The 17,244-nt window shown below is 69.7% G+C and carries 14 protein-coding genes; 11 read left to right on the top strand and 3 right to left on the bottom strand.

All coding sequences use genetic code 11. The features are described from left to right. Nucleotides 1–100: 100 nt before the first annotated feature. The gene (locus DI526_RS05275) at nt 101–1,978 is read right to left on the bottom strand and encodes a glycoside hydrolase family 127 protein (RefSeq protein WP_304274974.1); all 1,878 of its coding nucleotides are present in this window, start codon (nt 1,976–1,978) and stop codon (nt 101–103) included. Between the two features lie 248 nt (nt 1,979–2,226). Here DI526_RS05275 and thiD point away from each other — a divergent pair, with 248 nt between their 5' ends. The 3 genes from thiD to DI526_RS05290 all read left to right on the top strand — a co-directional run bounded on the left by thiD (nt 2,227) and on the right by DI526_RS05290 (nt 4,536). Then, the gene (gene thiD, locus DI526_RS05280; protein ID WP_304274978.1) at nt 2,227–3,042 is read left to right on the top strand and encodes a bifunctional hydroxymethylpyrimidine kinase/phosphomethylpyrimidine kinase; all 816 of its coding nucleotides are present in this window, start codon (nt 2,227–2,229) and stop codon (nt 3,040–3,042) included. Continuing rightward, the gene (locus DI526_RS05285) at nt 3,039–3,623 is read left to right on the top strand and encodes a nucleotidyltransferase family protein (RefSeq protein WP_304274981.1); all 585 of its coding nucleotides are present in this window, start codon (nt 3,039–3,041) and stop codon (nt 3,621–3,623) included. Before thiD ends, DI526_RS05285 begins: the two co-directional genes overlap by 4 nt. Nucleotides 3,624–3,708: 85 nt before the next feature. Beyond that, complete coding sequence (locus DI526_RS05290) at nt 3,709–4,536, top strand: PhzF family phenazine biosynthesis protein (RefSeq protein ID WP_304274984.1); 828 nt, start codon at nt 3,709–3,711, stop codon at nt 4,534–4,536. A 6-nt stretch (nt 4,537–4,542) separates the two neighbouring features. Here the strand turns inward: DI526_RS05290 and DI526_RS05295 are convergent, their stop codons facing one another. Then, entirely contained in the window at nt 4,543–4,893 is a 351-nt protein-coding gene (locus tag DI526_RS05295; protein ID WP_304274986.1) for a hypothetical protein, read from the bottom strand. A 125-nt stretch (nt 4,894–5,018) separates the two neighbouring features. Further along, nucleotides 5,019–6,917 (bottom strand): ATP-binding protein, encoded by a 1,899-nt coding sequence (locus tag DI526_RS05300; protein ID WP_304274988.1) that lies wholly within the window; start codon nt 6,915–6,917, stop codon nt 5,019–5,021. Between the two features lie 171 nt (nt 6,918–7,088). On the opposite strand from DI526_RS05300, the gene DI526_RS05305 reads away from it, so the two are divergent. The 8 genes from DI526_RS05305 to DI526_RS05340 all read left to right on the top strand — a co-directional run bounded on the left by DI526_RS05305 (nt 7,089) and on the right by DI526_RS05340 (nt 17,242). Then, the gene (locus tag DI526_RS05305) at nt 7,089–7,427 is read left to right on the top strand and encodes a hypothetical protein (RefSeq protein WP_304275034.1); all 339 of its coding nucleotides are present in this window, start codon (nt 7,089–7,091) and stop codon (nt 7,425–7,427) included. 60 nt (nt 7,428–7,487) lie between these two features. Then, entirely contained in the window at nt 7,488–7,904 is a 417-nt protein-coding gene (locus tag DI526_RS05310; protein WP_304274991.1) for a hypothetical protein, read from the top strand. A gap of 135 nt (nt 7,905–8,039) precedes the next feature. Further along, nucleotides 8,040–9,215: a phosphoserine transaminase gene (locus DI526_RS05315; RefSeq protein WP_304274994.1), complete on the top strand. Its 1,176-nt coding sequence runs from the start codon at nt 8,040–8,042 to the stop codon at nt 9,213–9,215. A 131-nt stretch (nt 9,216–9,346) separates the two neighbouring features. Continuing rightward, a complete protein-coding gene (serA, locus tag DI526_RS05320; protein ID WP_304274996.1) occupies nt 9,347–10,927 on the top strand; it encodes a phosphoglycerate dehydrogenase in 1,581 nt (526 codons plus the stop codon). Nucleotides 10,928–11,075: 148 nt separating this feature from the next. Next, nucleotides 11,076–11,444, top strand: coding sequence for a VanZ family protein (locus DI526_RS05325; RefSeq protein ID WP_304274998.1), 369 nt, complete (start codon nt 11,076–11,078; stop codon nt 11,442–11,444). A 64-nt stretch (nt 11,445–11,508) separates the two neighbouring features. Then, nucleotides 11,509–12,306, top strand: a complete 798-nt coding sequence (locus DI526_RS05330) for an ImuA family protein (RefSeq protein ID WP_304275001.1) — start codon at nt 11,509–11,511, stop codon at nt 12,304–12,306. After that, nucleotides 12,221–13,876 carry a DNA polymerase Y family protein gene (locus tag DI526_RS05335; protein ID WP_304275005.1) on the top strand — a complete coding sequence of 552 codons (1,656 nt, stop codon included), beginning with the start codon at nt 12,221–12,223 and terminating at the stop codon, nt 13,874–13,876. Before DI526_RS05330 ends, DI526_RS05335 begins: the two co-directional genes overlap by 86 nt. Before the next feature lie 120 nt (nt 13,877–13,996). Continuing rightward, nucleotides 13,997–17,242 carry an error-prone DNA polymerase gene (locus DI526_RS05340; RefSeq protein WP_304275007.1) on the top strand — a complete coding sequence of 1,082 codons (3,246 nt, stop codon included), beginning with the start codon at nt 13,997–13,999 and terminating at the stop codon, nt 17,240–17,242. Nucleotides 17,243–17,244: the final 2 nt, after the last annotated feature.

Here is a 17,244-nt window from a genome sequence, read left to right on the forward strand (position 1 = left end):
GGGCCTTAACGGACATTCGAAAGAGCTCAAGGCGCCGCTGGCGACGCCGAGCGGCCGGCGCGCCTTGTCGTAGGGCGCGCGCCAACCTTGGGTTCGACGGCTAGGCGTCGCTCAGCCGCCAGTAGGTCGCGTACCGCTGGTGGGCGATGCGGTGGTAGGGAACGAGGCGCACCGCGCCGCCCTCGGCCGAGGTCACCGTGAACTCCAGCGGCTTGCCCGTCGGCCGGATGCGGGCGGCGACCGAGGCTGGCTGGCCCGACAGCGTCGGCGGGGTGAACGGGCCGTCGTTGTACTTCCCGTAGAGCCGTTCGTTGACGATGATGTCCGCGCCGGGCGCCAGGCCTTCGGTCCCCAGGGCGCCGGCCAGCACCAGCGGGCCGTGGGTGAAGACGGCGATGTTCGTGGCGGCGGGATCGGTCTCGAAGCCGGTCCGCATCTCAAGGCGCAGCTCGACCGTGTCGCCGTCCTTCCAGGTGCGGGCGATCTGGAGGTATCCGGGGGTTTTCGAGCGCAGCGCGACCTTGCCGTTGACCAGGACCGTCGCCGTGCGGCTCCAGCCCGGCTGGCGCAGCTTCAGCGTCAGGGCGGTCGGGCGCTTGAGGCTCCAGCGCAGGGTGGTGGTCGGGTCGTCCGGGAAGGTCGTGGTCTGGGTCAGGGTCGCGCCGTGCGCCTTCCAGGCGACCTTCGACGGAATGAACAGGTTCACGTACAGCGTCTTGGCGTCGTGGAAGTAGATCGAGTCCCGGTACTTGGCGTGGTTCTCCATGCCCGTGCCGGTGCAGCACCAGAACGAGTCGACCGGCGTGCAGTAGAGCTTCATGTAGCCCGGCCGCGCCCCCTGGAAGTAGGTGACCATGCCGCTGTCGGGGTCCTGCGAGGCCAGGATGCCGTTGTAGAGGGTGCGCTCGTAATAGTCGGCGTACTCGGCGCGCGGGTCCTGGGCGAACAGGGCGCGCGTCAGCTTCAGCATGTTGTGCTGGCAGCAGGTCTCCGAGCCCTTGGCCGAGAACACGCGCTTGTCGAAATCGGCGCGCGGGAAGAAGTGCTCGTTATCGCCCGAACCGCCGGTGGCGAACGACCGCGTCCGGGTCACGGTGCGCCAGAAGAACAGGGCGGCGTCGCCGTAGGCGCCCTGGCCGGTGGCCTCATGCACGCGTTGGAAGCCGATGACCTTGGGGATCTGGGTGTTGGCGTGCAGGCCATCCAGCGTGTCGCGGCCCTGGGACAGCGGCGTCAGCAGGGCCTTGTGCGAGAAGCGCTCGGCCGCGGTCCGGTAGCGCGCATCACCGGTCAGGACGAAGAGGTCGGCGAAGACCTCGTTCATGCCGCCGTGCTCGGTCTGCAGCATGGTCTCGAACTGGGCGTCCGACAGCGGGGCGGTCGCCTTGACCGTCCAATCGGCCAGGCGCAGCAGCACGGCGCGGCTGGTCTGGCTGTCGGCCAGCTGCCAGCCGTCGCGCAGGCCGGCGAACACCTTGTGCAGGGTGTACCAGGGCACGCCGGTGATCTTCTCGCCGCGAATATGAGCCGCGACCAGGGCAGGGCCCTTCGGGAAGGCGCAGATGAGGCCGGAGTTGGACGCCGCCTGACAGGCGGCGAGTTCGTCGGCGATGTAGTCCACGCGCTGCTTGAACCGCGCGTCGCCGGTCGAGCGGTACATCAGGGCGCAGGCCGACTGGTAGTGGCCCAGGGTGTGGCCATGGCAGTTGATATCGGCCCACATCGCTTCCGACTCCCAGCCGCCGTAGGGCGGGGCCTTGGGCGCGAGGCCCGCGTTGGTGCGGAAGGCGCTGAGCAGGCGGTCGGGCTCCAGCGACAGCAGATAGGCCTCGGTCTGGCGCTGGGCGTGCAGGAAGGGGCTGTCGAGCAGCTCGACGTCGCGCATGTCGAACGGGGAGAGGCGGGGGGCGCCTGGAGCGGCGGCTGCGGCGGTCAGGGCGCTGGTCGAGGCCATAGCGCCCAGGGCGCCGGCGAGCACGGAACGCCTGGGCCATCCCGCGCGGAGGCCGGAGCAGCAGTCACCATGGGCCATACGCGAACTCCCTGACGCGATGCGGCCGTGCGCCGCTTATTGTAGGAGTTATTAAGCGCTGAACGGCGCCGAGGAAAGCGTCTCGTCGGCGATTTACCGTCCGCGCCCTGGGCGTGGTCGATCGGGGCGGCCTGACTCACGACCGGCGCGGGTCGGGCCTCCCCATCGCGCCGATTCCCGCCTAAACGTCTGCCATGTCGCAAGCATCATCCCCGGCGCCGCAAGGCCGTGTTCTCGTGATCGCCGGATCGGATTCCGGAGGCGGCGCGGGAATCCAGGCCGACATCAAGACGATCACCGCGCTTGGCGGCTATGCGGCCACGGCGATCACGGCGGTGACGGTGCAGAACACCCTGGGCGTCACGGGCGTCCACCCGATCCCGCTGGACATCATCGCCGCCCAGGCCCGCGCGGTGCTGGACGACATCGGGGCCGACGCGATCAAGACCGGCATGCTGGGCGACGCCGCCGTGGTCGAGACCGTGGCCGCCGCGATCGACCACGCGGGCCAGGTCCCGGCGGTGGTCGACCCCGTCATGGTGGCCAAGGGCGGCGCGCCTTTGCTGGCAGAGGCGGCGATCGGCGCGGTCAAGGCGCTGATGATCCCGCGCGCGGCCCTGCTGACCCCCAACGCCCCCGAGGCCGCCGCCCTGACGGGCCTGACGGTCGAGACTACCGACGACCTGCGCCGCGCCGGCGAGGCCCTGCTGGCCCTCGGCGCCAAGGCGGTGCTGATGAAGGGCGGGCATGTGGCGGGAGACCGCGTCATCGACGTGCTGATGACGGCCGAAGGCGAGACGACCTTCGAGGGCGAGCGGATCGAGACCCGCCACACCCACGGCACCGGCTGCACCCTGGCCTCGGCCTGCGCGGCGGGGCTGGCTCAGGGCTTGCCGCTGGAGCAGGCGGTCGCCCGCGCCTGGAACTATGTCCACGAGGCTATGCTGCGCGCGCCCGGTTTCGGCGGCGGCCATGGCCCGCTGGACCACGGCTGGACGCTGCGCGCATGACGGGCGCGCTCGAAGCCCGGCTGGCCGAGATCGTCCGCGCCACCCCGACCACCTGGGCCGTGCTCCAGACGGCGCGCGAGCTGGACCTGCCCGACTGGATGATCTTCTCCGGCGCGGTCTACCAGCCTGTCTGGAACCACCTGACGGGGCGGCCGCTGGACTACGGCATCAAGGACTATGACCTGGCCTATCACGACGCCGGCGATGTCAGCTACGAGGCCGAGGACGTGGTCATCAAGCGCGTCGCGGCCGCTTTCGACCCGCCGCTGCGCGACTTGGTCGAGGTTCGCAACCAGGCGCGGGTCCATCTGTGGTTCGCCGACAAGTTCGGGGCCGACGAGCCCTATCCGCCTCTGGAGAGCAGCGCCGCGGCGCTGAAGCGCTTCGTCGCCACGGCCTTCTGCGTCGGCGTGCGTCTGGAGGCCGATGACAGCCTGACCGTCCACGCGCCGTTCGGCCTGGAGGATCTCTTCGCCCTGCGCTTGCGGCCCAATCCGCTGCGGCTGAAAGGCGCCGGCGGCTGGGAGCGCACGACGGGCTCGGCCAAGGCCCGCTGGCCGGAGATCACGATCGAGCCCTGATTGTCACCGGGACAATAAAGGCTTTGCGCGGCGACACGCGCCCGCATAACAGCGATGTCCAACGGATTTCCGGGAGATCGCCCGCATGCGCCAGTGGACCATCGACGCCTTCGCCAGCGCCCCCTTCAAGGGCAATCCGGCCTGCGTGGTCGAGCCGTTCGACGCCTGGCCGACCGACGTCTGGATGCAGGCTCTGGCCGCCGAGAATAATCAGGCCGAGACGGCCTATCTGCTGAAGACGGACGATCCCGCGCGCTACGGCCTGCGCTGGTTCACGCCGACGCAGGAAGCCCCGCTGTGCGGCCACGCCACGCTGGCGGCGGCGCACATGCTGTTCGCGGAGCTCGGCGCCGATGCGCCGCTGCTGACCTTCGACACCCTGTCGGGGCCGTTGACGGTGAAGCGCGCGGGGGAGGGTCTGGAGATGGATTTTCCCGCCGATCCGCCGCGCCGGACCTCAATTCCGGATGGCCTCGCCGAGGCGCTGGGCGCGACGCCGGTCGAGGTCTGGGCGGGCGCCTATCTGATCGCGGTTCTGGAAGACGAGGCGACGGTGCGGGCGCTGAAGCCAGACCTGCCGGCCTTGAAGGCGATCGGCGGCGAGGCGACCGGTGGCCCTGGCCAGACGGTGGTGGTCGCCCAGGCCGATCCAGGGCGGCCCTATGCGGTCGTGAGCCGCTTCTTCGCCCCGGGCTTCGGCATTCCGGAGGACCCGACCACGGGCTCGGCCCACTGCATCCTCATGCCGCTCTACGGCGACAAGCTGGGCGCGGAGGTCCTGCGGTTCCACCAGGCCTATCCGGGCCGCGGCGGGGATCTGGAATGCGAACGCCGCGGCGCGCGTGTCTTGCTGCGCGGCCGCGGCGTCACCGTGTTGGAGAGCCGGCTCCGCGTGGAGCCGGCCTTCAGCTAGGCCCGACTACCAGCGGGCGGGACCCTGACGGTTGCCATAGCCGTAGCCGTAGTCGCGGTCATGGCGTTCGTAGCGGATCTGCTGGCTGATGCGGTCGAAGCGGCGGTCGAGGTCGGCGCGTTCCCAGCCGTTCAGGCCGCCGCGACGGTAGCGCTGCTCCATGCGCTCGGTCTCGCGAAGGTCGGCCCGCAGCCGATAGGCTTCCTGGCGGGTCAGGGAACCGTTGCGCAGGCCAAAGTCGATGCGGCGCTCCAGCTGGTCCTGGCGCTGCTGGATGGGCTGGGCCGATACGACGGGCGGAAGGGTGACGGCCGCCAGGGCCGAAACCGCGGCGATCGGAATCATGATCTTCTTCATCGGTTCGGTTCCTCTTGATCATCATGTCCGCCGACGTTCCCAGAGGGACGACGGCGCTGAAGCAAGAAGAACTCGCGACGGCGGAAGCGGTTCTCAGAGGCGTGCTATAATGGGCTGGCCTGGGTTCAGGCGGCCTGGGCCATGCGGGCGGCGGCGATCGCGTCGTCGATCGCGCTGTAGAGCTTGGTGACCTCGACCGGCTTGGCGACGTGGCCTTCCATGCCGGCCGACAGGTAGTCCTCGACCTGGTGAGCCAGGGCGTTGGCGGTCACGGCCACGATCGGGGTGCGGTCGCGGCCCTCCTGGGCCTCCAGGGCGCGGATGGCGCGCGCGGCTTCGATGCCATCCATGACGGGCATGTGGATGTCCATCAGGATGATGTCGAACTTGGCGGCCTTCCAGGCCTCGACGCAGGCCGCGCCGTCGGTCACGGCCGTCAGCTCGACGCCGAGCGGGGCCAGCACGGCCTCGATGACCTTTTGATTGGTCGGATTGTCGTCTGCGGCCAGAACCCGCAGCGGCGCCTTGGCCGTCTGCGGCGCCGGCTGCGGGGCGCTGTCGGCGGCCTCCTCGACAGCGTGGACCTGGACGATCGCCTCCTCGCGGGGCAGCGCGACCAGCACGGTGAAGGTCGAGCCGCGGCCTTCGCGGCTTTGCACCTTGATCGAGCCGCCCATCAGCGCCGCCAGTTCGCGGCAGATGGCCAGGCCAAGGCCCGACCCGCCGAACCGGCGCTTGGTCGAACTGTCGGCCTGCACGAACTTGTCGAACAGGCGCGGCAGGATATCCGATGAGATGCCGATACCGGTGTCGGCCACGTCGATGCGCAGGCCCGACCCGTCCTCGGCCGAGGCGAAGCGAACGGCGACCGCGCCCTCCAGCGTGAACTTCAGCGCGTTGGAGATCAGATTGCCAAGAATCTGGCGCAGCCGGTCGGCGTCGCCGCGCCACAGGCCCTGGGCTTCGGGCGCCACCGCCACCTCGAAGGCGAGACCCTTCTCGCGGGCCTGATGGGCGTAGGTTTCGCGGATCGACTGGGCCAGCTGGGCGATGTCGAAGGGACGGTCCTGGATCTCGAGGCGACCGGCCTCGATCTTCGAGAGGTCCAGCACGTCGTTCAGGACCGCCAGCAACAGCCCGCCCGACTCGCGGATCACCGCCAGGCGCTCGCGCTGGGCCGGCTTCAGCTCGTCCATGTCCATGACCTCGGCCATGGCGAGCACGCCGTTCAGCGGGGTGCGGATCTCATGGCTCATATTGGCCAGGAAGTGCGACTTCAGCACGTTGGCGGTGTTGGCGTCGTCGCGGGCCTTGACCAGCTCGGCCATGGCGCCGCGCAGGTCCTCGTCATTGGCGCGCAGCCGCGCCACCAGATGGTTGAAACTGTCGATCAGGCTCTGGAAGACGTCGTCGTCCGCCGTCTGCTCGACCGGCATGAACCGGCCGCCGACCGCGGTCTCGTGCATGGCTTGCGACAGCCGCTTCATCGGGCGCGCCATGCTGCGGGCCATGCCGTTGGCCAGCAGGATCGCCAGGCCCGCCGAACCGAAGAACAGAGCGCCGGTCAAGGCCAGGTCGCGGGCCAGGATCTGGCTTATGCTGGGGCGGCGAGCGACCAGCACGATCTCGCCGATCTGCTTGCCGCCGGCGTTGACCGAACGCTTCAGCGTGTCGGCGTCCGCAGGGGCGGCTTCGCCGAGCTGGGCGACGGTGCGGCCGCGCGAGTCGATCATCCGAACGGCGGCGACCCCCGGGGCTCTTGAGACCGCCTCAAGCGCGCGATAGACGCCGGGAAGGTTGTTGTCGGCCAGCGGCCCCGCCGCGCCCGCCACGGCCATCTCGGCCAGGACGGCGTGGTTGGCGCGCGATTCCTGTCGCGCCACGCTCCATTGCTGCAACATGAAACAGAGGCATGCCGCCACGAGCGCGAGGACCGTGGTGGCCAGAGCCACACCAGCGATCCGCGCCTGGAGCGGCGCGTGCGTCGATTCGCGGGAATCCCGCGTGTGGGGTCTGTCGCTCATAGGCGTCCAGGAGCTCGATTCGGCGGCAGTTTGCCGCAAGGTTCCTAACGCTTCACTTCTAAAAATGCGTGCGCGCCCGATCGTGCCAACGATTGCGCGCAAATACGGTATTGCAATTAAGTTAACTTCCTATTTACCTTCACCATTAGTGTTTCATTAATGGAGGCGGGCGTGGAAAAAGTGTTTGTTGCTCAACGGGTCGCGACCAAGCTGTTCGCGTCGGAGAACGCCGTTGACGCGGCGATGGTCGAAACGGCCGAACTGATGGCCGACCTGATGAAGGCTCGTAAGGATCTCGGCATCTCGGCCGTGGTCGGCGATCGCGCCGCCACGAAGCTGGCCGAAGCCATGAGCGCGCTGAGCCAGGCGCGGTCGGCGATGGTCGAAGCCCACTCGGAGCTGAACGAAACCAAGCTCCGCCTCGGCATCCGCACCAAGCTGGCTGGCGTGGAAGAAAAGAACCAAGGCACCCGGACGACCGGCGAGGCGGGTCTCCGCCAGGTCATCTGAAGGTTGCAATAGTTTAACCCACAAGGCCTCTAATCCCGGTTAGAGGCCTTTTTCATGCCTATGTCGCTTTTTCTGATTCTGTCCTTGGCGTTGATTTTCGCCGTCTGCCTTTTCGCGATGGTGAAAGGCGGGGCGGCGGAGCGATACGCCGGCATGATCGTGGCGGCCTCGACGATCGGCGTCGAAATCATCCATTTGACGACACGGGGCGAGCTGCAAGGCCTGCTGCTGCTGGCCGTGGACGGCTTCGTCGGGGTCGGCTTTCTGCTTCTGGCCCTGCGCTACGCCAGCTTCTGGCTGGGCGGCGCCCTTCTTCTGCAGGCGATCCAGTTCAGCCTGCACGCCTATCACTTCGTGACCGGCGCCCGCCGCGGCTACACCTACGCCCTGATCAACAACCTGGACTCGGCGGGTGTGCTCTTGTGCATCCTGCTGGGCGCGGCCATGGCCTGGCGTCGGCGAGCGGCGGGTAAATAATTTCTTCGCACGGCGAGAAAAGCGCGCGCCGCGACAAATCTCTCCTTGCCTTTTGGCCGCGAACACGGTTTCTCGCCGGCGGGCCACGCCCTCCCAACGGGGCGCAGTCCATCTGTAAGGATGGGAGACATCGCTATGACCACGACCCTCGCCAAGCCGGCGATCCGCCCGGCGCGTCCCGAGTTCTCTTCCGGCCCCTGCGCCAAGCGCCCCGGCTGGACCCCCGAAAATCTCCGGAACGCCGTCCTCGGCCGTTCGCACCGCTCCAAGCTGGGCAAGGCGCGCCTGAAGGCCGCCATCGATCAGACGCGCGAAGTGCTGGAGGTCCCCGCCGACTTCCTGATCGGCATCGTCGCCGGCTCGGACACCGGCGCCGTCGAAATGGCGATGTGGTCGATGCTGGGCGCCCGCCCGGTCCAACTGCTGGCCTTCGAGTCCTTCGGCAAGGACTGGGTCACGGACGTCACCAAGCAACTGAAGCTGCCCGACGTCGAGGTGCTGAGCGCCCCGTACGGCCAGCTGCCCGACACCGCCAAGGTCGATCCGGCCAAGGACCTGGTCTTCACCTGGAACGGCACCACCTCGGGCGTGCGCGTGCCCAACGCCGACTTCATCTCGGCCGACCGTGAAGGCATCACCATCTGCGACGCCACCTCGGCGGCGTTCGCCCAGGAGCTGGACTGGGCCAAGCTCGATGTCGTGACCTTCTCCTGGCAGAAGGCCCTGGGCGGCGAGGGCGCGCACGGTATCCTGATCCTGTCGCCGCGCGCGGTGGCCCGCCTGGAAAGCTACACGCCGGCCTGGCCGATGCCGAAGCTGTTCCGCATGACTAAGGCCGGCAAGATCGCCGCGGACATCTTCGAGGGCGCGACGATCAACACCCCGTCGATGCTCTGCGTGGAAGACGCCCTGGACGCCCTGAAGTGGGCCGCCTCGATCGGTGGCCTGCAGGCCATGCAGGCTCGCGCCGACCAGAACCTGAAGGTCCTGGCCGACTGGGTCGCCAAGACCCCGTGGGTCGATTTCCTGGCCGCCACGCCGGAGATCCGCTCGAACACCTCGGTGTGCCTGAAGGTCGTGGATCCCAAGATCTGCGCCCTGCCTGAAGACGCCCAGGCCGACTTCGCCAAGAAGCTGGCCAGCCTGCTCGAGAAGGAGGGCGCGGCCCTCGACATCGGCGGCTATCGCGACGCCCCGGCCGGCCTGCGCATCTGGTGCGGCGCCACCGTCGAGGCTTCGGACCTCGAGGCCCTGACGCCCTGGCTCGACTGGGCCTTCGCCACCGTCTCGGCCGAACTGGCCGCCGCTTAATTCGCGCCCTCCCTCCCCCTTGATGGGGGAGGGGCAGGGGTGGGGGTGATCCCCCGCCGCCTCAGCAAGCACCCCCATCCCAACCCTTCCCCCATCGAGGGGGAGGGGCCCGATATCCGGAGACCAACTCCATGACCGCTCCCCGCGTCCTCATCGCCGACAAGCTCAGCCCCGCCGCCGTCGACATCTTCAAGAACCGCGGCCTCGACTTCGACATCAAGGTCGGCCTCTCGAAGGACGAACTGATCGCCGTGATCGGCGACTATGACGGCATCGCCATCCGCTCGGGCGCCAAGCTCGACAAGGACGTGATCGCCGCCGCGAACAAGCTGCGCGTCATCGCCCGCGCCGGCATCGGCGTCGATAACGTCGACATCCCAGCCGCCACGGCCAAGGGCATCGTCGTGATGAACACGCCCTTCGGCAACTCGATCACTACGGCCGAGCACGCCATCGCCATGATGTTCGCCCTGGCCCGCCAGATCCCCGCCGCCGACGCCTCGACCCAGGCCGGCAAGTGGGAGAAGAACCGCTTCATGGGCGTGGAGCTCTACGCCAAGACCCTGGGCCTGATCGGCGCCGGCAACATCGGCGGCATCGTCGCCGACCGCGCGCTGGGCCTGAAGATGAAGGTCGTGGCCTACGACCCCTTCCTGTCGCCCGAACGCGCCGTCGAGATGGGCGTCGAGAAGGTCGAGCTGGAAGACCTGCTGGCCCGCGCCGACGTCATCACCCTGCACACCCCGCTGACCGACAAGACCCGCAACATCCTGTCGGCTGAAGCGCTCGCGAAGACCAAGAAGGGCGTGCTGATCGTCAACTGCGCCCGCGGCGGCCTTGTGGACGAGGCGGCCCTGCGCAAGCTGCTGGACGACGGTCACGTCGGCGGCGCGGCCTTCGACGTGTTCACGGTCGAGCCGGCCAAGGAAAACCCGCTGTTCGGCTCGGACAAGGTCGTCGCCACCCCGCACCTGGGCGCCTCCACCAGCGAGGCCCAGGAGAATGTCGCCCTGCAGGTCGCCGAGCAGGTTTCGGACTATCTGCTGACCGGCGCGGTCACCAACGCGCTGAACAGCCCGTCGATCACGGCCGAGGAAGCGCCGAAGCTGAAGCCGTTCGTGGCCCTGGCCGAGAAGATCGGCGCCTTCGCCGGCCAGATGGTCGACTTCGGCATCAAGGCCATCGACATCGCCTACGAGGGCGAGGTGTCGAACCTCAACGTCAAGCCGATGACCTCGGCCGCCCTGGCCGGCGTGCTCAAGCCGATGCTGGCCGAGATCAACATGGTTTCGGCCCCGGCCGTGGCCAAGGAGCGCGGCATCACCGTCTCCGAGAGCCGCCAGGAAGTCAGCCCCACCTATGACAGCCTGATGCGCGTGACCATCACGACCGAGAAGGGCAAGCGCGCCTTCGCCGGCACGGTGATCGCCGGCGCGCCGCGCATCGTCGAGGTCAAGGGCATGGAGCTGGACGCGGCCTTCTCGCCGGCCATGCTGTACATCAACAACCTGGACAAGCCGGGCTTCATCGGCGCCCTGGGCGGCCTGCTGGGCGAGGCGGGCGTCAACATCGCCACCTTCAACCTGGGCCGCGTGGCCGCCGACGAGGACGCCATCGCCCTCGTGGGCGTCGACCAGGCCCCGGACGCCGCGCTGCTGGGCAAGATCCAGGCCCTGCCGCACGTCAAGGAAGCCCGCGCGCTGACGTTCTGAGACTGATCGCCCTTCTCCCCTTGCGGGAGAAGGTGTCATCCGAAGGATGACGGATGAGGGGTTGCACGGTATCGCCAGCGCGACCCCTCACCCGGCCCTTCGGGCCACCCTCTCCCGCAAGGGGAGAGGGATACCGCCAAGGCCTCGCATGTCCCTGCCCGTTCCGCGCAAGATCAACCGGTTGGGCCTGGCCGTCTTTCTCGCCGCCGTCGCCTTCACGCTCTACGCGGCCCTGGCGCCCGGCGACGACTCCAAGGGCCTGATCCCGTGGGACAAGGCCAAGCACTTCATCGTCTTCTACGGCCTGACCTTCCTGGCGACCCTGGCCCTGCCCAAGAGCCGATGGTGGAAGATCGCGGTGGTGCTGCTGGGCTTCGGGGTCGCCATCGAGATCCTGCAAGGCCTGCCGATCATCGGCCGCGACGCCGATATCCTGGACGTGGTCGCCGACACCTGCGGTATCGGTTTCTTCCTCGGCCCGATCCTCGTGGCCCGCTGGTTCCTTCCCCAGGACTGACCCTCACCCGCGACACTCCATACCTTGACTCTCGCCTTGCTTGGCGCGAGAACAAAAATAGAACATGGAGTGTGGAATGGCCGGATCGCGCGAGGCGCGTCTTGCGGCCCTGAGAGGCCGGATCGCCGCGATCGAAGCGGGGACTCGGACTCCGACTCCGGTCCTGCCGTTCGGCGATCCAGCCATCGACGGCTGCTTTCCGGGCGGCGGCCTGCCGCTGGGCGCCTGGCACGAGGTGGTCGGCGCGGGGCTGGAGGGCGAGACCGGCGCGGCCCCGGCGGCCTTCGCCAGCCTGCTGATGAAGCCCCTGGTTGCGACCGGCGTCGTGGTCTGGGTGGCGCGGCGCAGCGACCTGTTCGCGCCGGGGCTTGCGGGGCTGGGCTTCCCCGCCCGGCGGCTGATCCAGGTCCGCGCCCGCGACGAGGCCGAGGTGCTGTCGGTGCTGGAGGACGCGCTGTCGACGGAGGGCGTCGCCGCGGCGGTCGGCGAGGCCGAGGCGCCGGACCTGACCGCCGGTCGCCGGCTGCAGTTGGCCTGCGAGAAGCGCGGCGGCCTTGGGCTGCTGCTGCATCGTCGTCCGTATGGCGGCCGCGCGGGGGAGGGGCCTCGGACGGTGTCCGGCTCGGCCTCGTTCAGCCGCTGGCGGATCGCGCCCCAGCCCAGCGGGCCGCCGCCCGACGACATTGGCCTGGGCCCGCCACGCTGGCGGGTCGAACTCAAGCGCTGCCGGGGCGGACGTCCCGGCGGTTGGATCTTGGAAGCGCAGGAGGCCGGCCATGGCCCGCATCCTTTCCGTCTGGTGTCCCAACTGGCCGATCACGACGTGGCGCCGGCGGAACCCGGGTGGCGCGAAGCCGGGTGACACAGGCCCCCTCCGCGCCTGCGGCGCTCCTCCCCCGGAGGGGGAAGAAGTCCGCCGCTCCCCTTCTTCCCCCTCTGGGGGAGGAGGATGCGCAGCATCCGGAGGGGGCAAGTCGCCGTCCGAGCCCCCCCTCGCCCTCCTCGTCTCCGAACGCGGAACCCGCCGCCTCGCCGCCGTCGACGAGCGGGCGCGGGCCCTTGGCCTGTTCCCCGGCCAGAAGGCCGCCGACGCCCTGGCGCTGGTCCCGGACCTCGTCACCTACGACCACGATCCCGCCGCCGACCGCGCGGCGCTGGAGGCGCTGTGCGACTGGTGCGTGCGGTTCTCGCCGGCCGTGGCGATCGACGGGGACGACGGCCTGTTGCTGGACATCACCGGGACCGACCACCTGTGGGGCGGGGAAGAGGCCATGCTGGTCGACCTCGTCGCGCGGCTGGCGCGCTGGGGCGTGCCGGCGCGAGCGGCGATCGCCGACACGGCCGGGGCGGCCTGGGGTCTGGCGCGCCATGGCGAGGACCTGGCCGTCGTTCCGCCCGGCGGCCAGCGCGAGGCCCTGGCCGACCTGCCCGTCGCGACCCTGCGCCTGGACGAGGCGGCCGAGGCCCAGCTGCCGCGCCTGGGGCTGCATCGCGTCGGCCAGCTGTACGGCCTGCCGCGCGCCCAGTTGGCCAAGCGCTTTGGCCTCGCCTTCACCACGCGGCTGGACCAAGCCCTGGGCGCGGCGAGCGAGGCCCTGACCTTTCGCCGGCCGGCCACGCCGTGGTTCGACCGCCTGGCCTTCTTCGAGCCGATCAGCGCGCCCGAGGACTTGGCCCGGGTGGCCGCCGACGCGCTTGAGCTGATCTGCGCCCGGCTGGAGGCCGAGGGGCGCGGGGCCAAGCGCTTCGAGGTCGTGTTCCACCGCCTGGACGGGCAGGCCTTGCCGGTGCGTGCGGGTCTGGCGCGGATCGGCCGCGACGCCAAGCGGCTGGCCAAGCTGGTCGTTCCCAAGCTGGACAAGGTGGATCCGGGCTTCGGGATCGAGGTCGTCACCGTCCATGCCGCCGGGGTCGAGCCCCTGGCCGCCGTGCAGAACGGGCTGGACAGCACGGCGGGCGCCGGCCTCGACGAGACCCTGGCGCCGCTGATCGACCGGCTGGTCAACCGCCTGGGCGAGGCGCGCGTCTGGCGGGCCGATCCGTACGAGAGCCACGTGCCCGAACGCTCGGTGGTCCGCGCCGCGCCCTTGGACCCGCCGCCGACCGCGGCCTGGGACCCCGACCGCCCGCGCCCGGTGCGCCTGTTCAAGCGCCCCGAGGCGATCACGGCCTTGGCCAAGGTGCCCGACGACCCGCCGGTGTCCTTCACCTGGCGGGGTCGGTCCCACCGCGTCCGCCGCGCCGAGGGGCCCGAGCGCATCGCCCAGGAATGGTGGCGCGCGGGCGTCGCCGAGGGCGAGACCGGCCCCGGCAAGATCCGCGACTACTACCGCGTCGAGGACGAGGCCGGCGGGCGATACTGGATCTTCCGGCAGGGACTGTTTGGCGGCGACGAGGCGCCGAAGTGGTGGATCCATGGTTTGTTTGGTTAGCGCCGTAGGCCCCCACCGGACCTGCTTCGCAGGTCGTCCGCCCCCAAAGGGGGCAGAAGGATCACCTTCCTCCCCCTTTGGGGGAGGGGGACCGGCGAACGCCGGTGGAGGGGGCTCGTCATGAAGAAACCCGCCTACGCCGAGCTCCAGACCACCAGCAACTTCTCCTTCCTGCGCGGCGCCTCGCACGCGGAGGAGCTGGCCATCGCCGCCGAGGCGCTGGGGCTGAAGGCTGTCGGCATCGCCGATCGCAACAGCCTGGCCGGGGTCGTGCGCGCCTGGACGGCGGCCAAGCAACGCCAGGTCCGGGTGCTGACCGGCTGCCGGCTGGACTTCATGGACGGGACGCCCAGCCTGATCTGCTACCCGAGCGACCGCGAGGCCTTCGCGCGCCTGACGCGCCTGCTGACCCTGGGCCAGCGCAGGGCCGAGAAGGGCCAGTGCCACCTGAGCTGGACGGATTTCCTGGACCACGCCGACGGGCAGATCGGCCTGATCGTCCCGCCCCGGACGCTGGACGAGGCCTTCGAGCGCGACCTGACCCGCATGGCCGGCGATCTCTCCGGACGGTCCTGGCTGGCGGCCAGCCGCGCCTACGCCGCCCAGGACCTGAAGCGGCTGGCCCGGCTCGACGCCCTGGGACGGGCGGCCGGCGCGCCGATCGTGGCCACCAACGACGTGCTCTATCACGGCCCTGAGCGGCGGCCGCTGCAGGACGTCATCACCTGCGTGCGCGAGCATTGCACGATCCACGAGGCCGGCTTCCGGCTGGAGGTCAACGCCGAGCGCCACCTGAAGTCGGCGGACGAGATGGCCCGCCTGTTCGAGCGCTGGCCGCGCGCGGTCGAGCGCACCGTCGAGATCGTCGAGCGGATCGGCTTCGACCTCGGCCAGATCAAGGAGCAGTACCCCGACGAGCCGGTGCCGCCCGGCAAGTCGGCGATGCAGCACCTGACCGACCTGACCTGGCAAGGCGCGGCCTGGCGCTATCCGAACGGCGTGCCGGACAAGGTGAAGGCCCAGCTCGAGGAAGAGCTGCGGCTCATCGCCAAGATGGACTATCCCAACTACTTCATCACCGTGCACGACATCGTGCGCGAGGCGCGGAAAATGGGCATCCTGTGCCAGGGGCGCGGCTCGGCGGCCAATTCCTCGGTCTGCTACTGCCTGGGCGTGACGGCGATCGACCCGACCGAGCACCGCCTGCTGTTCACCCGCTTCATCTCCGAGAACCGCGGCGAGCCGCCGGACATCGACGTCGACTTCGAGCACGAGCGGCGCGAGGAGGTGATGCAGTATGTCTATGAGCGCTACGGCCGCGACTACGCCGCCATCTGCGGGACGGTGATCCACTACCGCCCGCGCAGCGCCATCCGCGACGTCGGCAAGGCCCTGGGCCTGACCGAGGACGTCACGTCACTGCTGGCCGGCACGGTCTGGGGCAGCTGGGGCGATGGTTTGCCCGAGGAGCACCTGCGCAACGCCGGCCTTGATCCCACCGCGCCGGAGATCGCCCGCGCCGTGGCCCTGGCCACCGAGCTGCTGAAGTTCCCGCGTCACCTGTCGCAGCACGTCGGCGGTTTCATTCTGACCAAGCGGCGGCTGGACGAGATCGTGCCGATCGGCAACGCGGCCATGAAGGACCGCACCTTCATCGAGTGGGACAAGGACGACATCGACAGCCTGTCCCTGATGAAGGTCGATATCCTGGCCCTGGGCATGCTGAGCGCCATCCAGCGGGCGATGGGTATGCTGCGGCAGGACCACGGCCAGGCCTGGCTGCAGGATCTGGCCGACATCCCGAAAGAGGTCCCCGGCGTCTACGACATGCTGTGCAAGGCCGACAGCGTCGGGGTGTTCCAGGTCGAGAGCCGGGCCCAGATGTCGATGCTGCCGCGCCTGAAGCCGCGCGAGTTCTACGACCTGGTCATCGAGGTGGCGATCGTCCGTCCCGGCCCGATCCAGGGCGACATGGTCCATCCGTATCTAAAGCGCAAGAACGGGATCGAGCCGGTGGAATGGCCCGCGCCCTCGCCGGAGCACGGTCCCGAGGACGAGCTGAAGGGCATCCTGGGCAAGACCTTCGGCGTGCCGCTGTTCCAGGAGCAGGCCATGAGCCTGGCCATCGAAGCGGCCAAGTTCACGCCCGACGAGGCCGACGGCCTGCGCAAGGCCATGGCCACCTTCCGCAACCTCGGCACGCCGGCCGAGTACCGCGACAAGTTCGTCGAGGGCATGGTCCGGCGCGGCTACCAGCGCGACTTCGCCGAGCGGTGCTTCAAGCAGATCGAGGGCTTCGGCCACTACGGCTTTCCGGAGAGCCACGCGGCCAGCTTCGCCAAGCTCGTCTATGTCTCGGCCTGGATCAAATGGGCTTGGCCGGACGTGTTCTGCGCGGCCCTGATCAACTCCCAGCCGATGGGCTTCTACCAGCCGGCCCAGCTGGTCCGTGACGCGCGCGAGCACGGGGTCGAGGTGTTGCCGCCGGACATCCTGGCCAGCGACTGGGACTGCACGCTGGAGAAGGGTCGCGCCTATGAGGGCTTCCGGCCCCGCGCCGACAAGATCGCCGACGACGCCAACCGCCAGAACTGGAAGGCCGTCCGCCTGGGCTTCCGCCAGATCAAGGGCCTGAAGAAGGCCGACGTCGCGGTGCTGGCCAAGGCCCGCGCGGAGGGCGCCCGCACGCCCGGGGAGTTCGCGCAAGGCGGCGTCCCGCAGAAGGCGCTGGAGCTGCTGGCCGAAGCCGACGCCTTCGCCGGCGTGGGCCTCTCGCGGCGCGAGGCGCTGTGGGCGGTCAAGGGGCTGAAGGGCGAGCACAAGGCCCCGGTCCAGGCCCCGCTGCTGGCCGGCCTGCCGCTGTTCGAGGACAGGGTGGCCCTGCCGGCCATGGCCGCGCCGCAGGACGTGGCCGAGGACTATCGCACCACCAGTCTCTCGTTGAAGGCCCACCCGATCGGCTTCTACCGGCCGATGCTGCAACGGCGCGGGGTGATCACGGCCGAGCGGCTATCGACGCTGAAGGACGGCGCGCGGGTGTCGGTGGCGGGGCTTGTCCTGATCCGCCAGCGGCCGGGCACGGCCAAGGGCGTGGTGTTCGTGACCCTGGAGGACGAGACCGGCGTCGCCAACGCCGTGGTCTGGAAGGACCGCTTCGAGGCCGACCGCAACTTGGTGATGACCGCCTCGTTCCTGGTCGTCCACGGCCGCGTGCAGCGCGCCGACGGCGTGATCCACGTGGTGGCCGAGGGATTCACCGACCTCTCGGCGCACCTTTCCAGCCTGAGGGACGAGCCGGGGGCTCCGGCGCCGCGCGTGCGGCAGAAGGTGTCCGGCCGGCTGTTAAGGAGCCGGGATTTCCATTGAGC

It is taken from the genome of Caulobacter segnis (genome assembly GCF_003243465.1).
Classification (GTDB): domain Bacteria; phylum Pseudomonadota; class Alphaproteobacteria; order Caulobacterales; family Caulobacteraceae; genus Caulobacter; species Caulobacter segnis_A.

Bases quoted from the DNA above. Each gene is read 5' to 3' on its own strand.
- thiD (WP_304274978.1), top strand. From the start codon at position 2,227: ATGTCGCAAGCATCATCCCCGGCGCCGCAAGGCCGTGTTCTCGTGATC.
- DI526_RS05285 (WP_304274981.1), top strand. From the start codon at position 3,039: ATGACGGGCGCGCTCGAAGCCCGGCTGGCCGAGATCGTCCGCGCCACC.
- DI526_RS05290 (WP_304274984.1), top strand. From the start codon at position 3,709: ATGCGCCAGTGGACCATCGACGCCTTCGCCAGCGCCCCCTTCAAGGGC.
- DI526_RS05295 (WP_304274986.1), bottom strand. From the start codon at position 4,893: ATGAAGAAGATCATGATTCCGATCGCCGCGGTTTCGGCCCTGGCGGCC.
- DI526_RS05300 (WP_304274988.1), bottom strand. From the start codon at position 6,917: ATGAGCGACAGACCCCACACGCGGGATTCCCGCGAATCGACGCACGCG.
- DI526_RS05310 (WP_304274991.1), top strand. From the start codon at position 7,488: ATGTCGCTTTTTCTGATTCTGTCCTTGGCGTTGATTTTCGCCGTCTGC.
- DI526_RS05315 (WP_304274994.1), top strand. From the start codon at position 8,040: ATGACCACGACCCTCGCCAAGCCGGCGATCCGCCCGGCGCGTCCCGAG.
- serA (WP_304274996.1), top strand. From the start codon at position 9,347: ATGACCGCTCCCCGCGTCCTCATCGCCGACAAGCTCAGCCCCGCCGCC.
- DI526_RS05325 (WP_304274998.1), top strand. From the start codon at position 11,076: ATGTCCCTGCCCGTTCCGCGCAAGATCAACCGGTTGGGCCTGGCCGTC.
- DI526_RS05330 (WP_304275001.1), top strand. From the start codon at position 11,509: ATGGAGTGTGGAATGGCCGGATCGCGCGAGGCGCGTCTTGCGGCCCTG.
- DI526_RS05335 (WP_304275005.1), top strand. From the start codon at position 12,221: ATGGCCCGCATCCTTTCCGTCTGGTGTCCCAACTGGCCGATCACGACG.
- DI526_RS05340 (WP_304275007.1), top strand. From the start codon at position 13,997: ATGAAGAAACCCGCCTACGCCGAGCTCCAGACCACCAGCAACTTCTCC.